General features: G+C 63.0%; 4 protein-coding genes. 2 read left to right on the forward strand and 2 right to left on the reverse strand.

Annotated features, from left to right (window positions below; translation table 11 throughout):
• Positions 1–226: 226 nt before the first annotated feature.
• Both HZS56_RS37395 and HZS56_RS37400 read right to left on the reverse strand, forming a co-directional pair.
• Positions 227–1,198 (reverse strand): DUF4238 domain-containing protein, encoded by a 972-nt coding sequence (locus HZS56_RS37395; protein WP_159107071.1) that lies wholly within the window; start codon positions 1,196–1,198, stop codon positions 227–229.
• A 2-nt stretch (positions 1,199–1,200) separates the two neighbouring features.
• Entirely contained in the window at positions 1,201–1,995 is a 795-nt protein-coding gene (locus HZS56_RS37400; RefSeq protein WP_244942276.1) for an abortive infection family protein, read from the reverse strand.
• 415 nt (positions 1,996–2,410) lie between these two features.
• Between HZS56_RS37400 and HZS56_RS37405 the strand changes: the two genes are divergently transcribed.
• Both HZS56_RS37405 and HZS56_RS37410 read left to right on the forward strand, forming a co-directional pair.
• A complete protein-coding gene (locus tag HZS56_RS37405; RefSeq protein ID WP_159107072.1) occupies positions 2,411–2,974 on the forward strand; it encodes a hypothetical protein in 564 nt (187 codons plus the stop codon).
• An 83-nt stretch (positions 2,975–3,057) separates the two neighbouring features.
• On the forward strand, positions 3,058–3,645 hold the full coding sequence (locus tag HZS56_RS37410) for a hypothetical protein (protein WP_244942277.1): 588 nt from the start codon (positions 3,058–3,060) through the stop codon (positions 3,643–3,645).
• Positions 3,646–4,093 lie beyond the last annotated feature (448 nt).

Below are 4,093 nucleotides of genomic sequence, written 5' to 3' on the forward strand. Positions count from 1 at the left end.
CCACCTCACCGCATAACAGACCTAGGGAAGAGCTCTGGGAGGCAGGCTCGTGGCTCACTCCATGGGCCGCCAAGGGCCCTGACACTGGTGCGAATACCACGCCTGCCACGCTTGCCACGCTTGCAGCACGGGCAGGCTGGACCGTCGGTGCGCCCTGGATTGGTGTGACTTCGCCTACCGGCTCGAACGCCTCCCGGGCAACAGAGCCAGTGTGCGGCGGAGGTGATCAAGCCTTGCCGCCTCGCCACCCATCAGGCATGAGGAACTCTTTGGGATCCGCTTCGATCGAGATCTCACTGACCCTGACACCAGGAATGTGCAATCCCTTGAGCGGCTGGTCGTCCGGGTGATGGAACACGCTCCGGTGAGCGTTCAGTACGAGCTGCTGATTGAACGTATGCGCGATCTCCCCGCTTGGTGGAAACTCGCGGTCCGCGCCTCGGCAGTTCTGGATCACAAGTCCCGCGCGGCGGTCCAGGGGAACCAGGAACATCTGGGCTGTCGCAAGACCAACGCCGTCGCCCTCGTCACCAGCTCGTGGGACTAGGACCACGGGGCAGTCCGCCGTAAGCAGTGCTTCACTCTCGAAACGGCAGATCCACCAAGCACTATCGAAGAAATGCCCGGCCGCCTTGGGGACCAATTCCTTGATGAGCTTCAGGTGCCTGTTCGGGTGTTGCTTGACCTTGTAGGAGTTGAAGTCCGTGAGCCTCTCCCAGTGCCCATCGACTTCCTCCTCCGTCGGGGGCCGCCCCAGCCGTTCCGCAAGGAACCGCCGTATTCGCGGCTTGCCATTGACCGCCACATTCAGCTTTAGCATGAAGTCCGCCACCTCGTCACCACCCTGCCGGATGGCCGGGACCCTTACGTACTGAAGCGCAACCCATGCCGAGAGGGCTGCACGGTGCTCATCCGGCAATGGCCAGAGTCGGTCGTCAACGGCTGCTCGGATCGCCTGGATGCCGCCGCTCTCGATCACTCCGAACGCATCCTCCGCTGCGTCAGACCAGTGCCCGTCCGCAGTCTCCATGAGGTAGAAGTCCCTGACCACCGTCGACCGCTTAATGGGCTCAGACTTGCAGACGCCATCCTCCAACCGAAGGCGGGACACCTGCATGAACTCACCGGCGAAGCGCTCCAGGTAGGACCTGGGCACAGTGTGGTTGTTCCGCTTGAGACCCTTCTTAGTTCTTCCCACGATCAACTCCTGCCCCTGCGCCACGGAGCGGCCGGATCCGCCAGCGTGTCAAGAATTAGCTCGCACCACGTCACGGCGGCGTTCACCGTCAGCCGGGCATGACGGACCCCGAGTCCTGACGGGGCACTCGCCATTCCGTGTCCGCTTCCGAAGCCCTGGTTGCGCAGCTCGGCAACGCCCACGGCGATGTTCACAGAGCCGGAGAGAATCTTCTTCACAGCCTTGCTGCCGTCGGGCCCGTCGGGAGCAGAGCCGGCATCGAGCTTCAGCGCCTTCTGCACCGTGTTGACGAGAGCCGGCAGCGCGGCGTTCTTGTCGATAGGGACGCCCAGCTCACGCAAAGCCGTCTTGGCCGTCGCCTCGATGAGCTGCTTGGCTGCCCCGATGGCACCGTGAGGGTCGGTCGTCAAGTCCCGGCGGATGCGCTCCAACTCGACGAAGATGCCCGAAGCGTCAGTCAGCGCGCTCAGGTCCCGGGCCAGAACAGGCGGAGCGCTCCACGTGATCTTGCCGCTTCCGTCAAGTACGAGTCCGTCCCGTTCCAGTCGGACCCGGATGTCCTCGCGCCACGCATCGGGTGTTGGCGAAGACTCATGCCTCCACTGATACGTCTCCTCGTCGTACTTGCGGAGGAAGTCCTCGAACACGAGAAGCGCGCGACGCACGTGGTCCGGGTCGGTCCAGTCCACGCCCTCGGCGTAGAGCATGAACTCAGTCCGCCGCTGGCCGGGATCCTGGTACTTCAGCTCCTCCGGGGGGATCGGCGCGAAGCCCTGGTCCTCCCACAGCTCGGACACGATACGGACGGTCAAAGACGTGGCGAGTGAGCGGACGGCGTTTCGGGACGCTGGACTCACCAGCTCGCGCCGGGCAGTTGCGGTCATAGTCCGAAGATACGAGTAACCCTTGGCAACGTCATGGCCTTTCCCGGAGTGCTCAGGCCACCAGCATCAAGCTCGTCAGGATCCTATTGCCCCTCGCGTGCCCCATCGTGCGACCTGCGCACGATGCTCCGGGAGGAGGACGGCAGATGGGGGGCCGAATGCTGGTGCTGCTTGGTGGTGAAGTTCAGGATTGCGCCCAATTGATTGCGCGACTTCCTCGTTGCCTTGTGGTGGTACGTCCCGCCCCGTCCCCAAGCGCAGCGTGGGCCGCCGGAAATTTCATGGGATCAGCCTCACAGGACTGGTTCCGGTCTGCATGATGCCCACCATGGACGGATCGGTGTGGGTGGGGGCGATCTTCGGAGTGGGTGGCACGATCATTGGTGGAGGGCTCTCGCTGTGGGCGACAGTCATTGCCCAGCGGCAGCAGACTCGTGCTTCGCGGCAGCTTGTGATCGCTCAGCGAACCGACACCGCCGTGGACTCGGCGATCCAGATGTTCTTCCAGATCAAGCAGCACGTACGTGGAAGGCCGGCCGAGTTCCAGGAGGAGGCGCAGCAGCGTATCGATGTGTGGCAGCGGTCCCTACAGCAGCAAGTGAACAAGCTGGAGCCGATCCTGCTGAGAATCCGCGACGAGCCCTTCCGGCTGAGGCTGAGCAAGATCGCTGAGCTGCTGGCCTGGTCCGACATCTCGGAACCTGCTCTTGAAGGATCGCCTCAGGTCCTCACAGAGCTCTGTGATCACGCTCTGGACTGCCTGGGAGCCTTGGTCCGGGACGAACAGCTTCCGCCGGAGGGAGTCGGCCTGACCCGTGCCCGGCGGGTCGAGACGCTCTACTCCGTGCACATGGAAGAGCTGGCGCTGGCATACGAGGAAGGGCACCGTTGACGAACGCCGTATGAACCTGACGGAATCACCTCCATCAAGGGCCATTGTCCGGCAGGGTAATCGCTGTGCAGACGGAGACGTTGGTGGGACTGATCAGCGGCCTGGGCGGTGCCCTCATAGGTGGCGCCGCGTCATTCGGCGGTGTATGGCTCACACTGTCGCATCAGAAAGATCTGGCACGGGAAGCCCGTCTGTTGGAGATCGGTCAGGTCGCGGCGGACAAGGCACTGAACGAGCTGATCGCCCTGGGTGCGTTTCTGGAGACCGTCGGGGGCAATGACGTCGTTACAGCGCATACAGACGAAAGGCTGCCGTATCTGGACACCGTGTTCGGGCACCTGAAGAACACCGACTTGGCCGTCACCCGTATTCCAAACCGGGACGTTCGTGAGCGGGTAACACTTCATCTCCAACTCGCGAACCGCTACCGGGCTGCCGGAGTCCGGCACTATTTCGCGATCCGCTGGTTCGGCGAACTGAGAAAGGACATGGTCGACGTCCTAGCGGCATACATCCGCGATGACGCCCTCCCGCCCCTCTCCGAACAGACGGTGGAGAAGCAGACCAGGGTGACCCGGCACGAGGAGCGTCAGCGGCGGCGATTTGAGCACATGCACGATCCCGTCAATGTCGACCCTCGGGAAGAAGACGCCGCGTCGTCGCCGTCATGACGGACTTCAGGAAGTAGGCAGACGATGAGGCGAAAGTCCTGGTCAGTTTGACCGGACTCAGATCTGGCCTTCTGAAGCAGCGCGGAAGAGCGAGAAGGCGCTGTCCGACCTATAGCCCTCCGCAGGCGCCTGCGGAACGGCGAGCTGAAGTCTGTTCCTCAAGAACGTCAGCCCTGGCGCGTGGCGTCGCTCGGGGCTTCATAGCTGGTGCCGAACTGGCGGTCATGCTGATGTCTAGCGCGATAGAGGTGCAGTCACGGACCGGGAGCACATGTCGCGCACGCTCGCGGGTATCTTGCCGGCCCTCTGGAATCGATTCACGCCCTGTCCGCCGGGAGATCCGTTACCGGAACGCGACCGGCTCCTGCACAGGCATTTGCATAGAATTTTCGGACTGCAAGGTCGCCATGACCCCATCGTTTCGTAGGTCTGTTATGCGGTGAGGTGA

The sequence above is a fragment of the Streptomyces mayonensis genome (assembly GCF_018982965.1).
Lineage (GTDB): Bacteria > Actinomycetota > Actinomycetes > Streptomycetales > Streptomycetaceae > Streptomyces > Streptomyces mayonensis.

Bases quoted from the DNA above. Each gene is read 5' to 3' on its own strand.
- HZS56_RS37405 (WP_159107072.1), top strand. From the start codon at position 2,411: ATGGACGGATCGGTGTGGGTGGGGGCGATCTTCGGAGTGGGTGGCACG.